Raw genomic sequence first — 642 nt, forward strand, 5'->3', positions numbered from 1 at the left:
GCCGGACATCAGCGCTATCTCTGCTCTCACTGCCGTAAAACATGGCAACTGCAGTTCACTTACACCGCTTCTCAACCCGGTACGCACCAGAAAATCATTGATATGGCCATGAATGGCGTTGGATGCCGGGCAACCGCCCGCATTATGGGCGTTGGCCTCAACACGATTTTCCGCCATTTAAAAAACTCAGGCCGCAGTCGGTAACCTCGCGCATACAGCCGGGCAGTGACGTCATCGTCTGCGCGGAAATGGACGAACAGTGGGGATACGTCGGGGCTAAATCGCGCCAGCGCTGGCTGTTTTACGCGTATGACAGGCTCCGGAAGACGGTTGTTGCGCACGTATTCGGTGAACGCACGATGGCGACGCTGGGGCGTCTTATGAGCCTGCTGTCACCCTTTGACGTGGTGATATGGATGACGGATGGCTGGCCGCTGTATGAATCCCGCCTGAAGGGAAAGCTGCACGTAATCAGCAAGCGATATACGCAGCGAATTGAGCGGCATAACCTGAATCTGAGGCAGCACCTGGCACGGCTGGGACGGAAGTCGCTGTCGTTCTCAAAATCGGTGGAGCTGCATGACAAAGTCATCGGGCATTATCTGAACATAAAACACTATCAATAAGTTGGAGTCATTACCC

General features: G+C 54.5%; 1 pseudogene. It reads left to right on the forward strand.

Going from position 1 to position 642, the window contains the following annotated elements:
- Window positions 1–626, forward strand: a pseudogene (locus ACJBF3_RS26125) (IS1-like element IS1B family transposase); the annotation flags it as partial.
- Between the last annotated feature and the right edge of the window lie 16 nt (window positions 627–642).

Source organism: Enterobacter sp. PP-008-ECC_S150 (assembly GCF_045257065.1).
Taxonomy (GTDB): Bacteria; Pseudomonadota; Gammaproteobacteria; order Enterobacterales; family Enterobacteriaceae; genus Enterobacter; species Enterobacter chengduensis.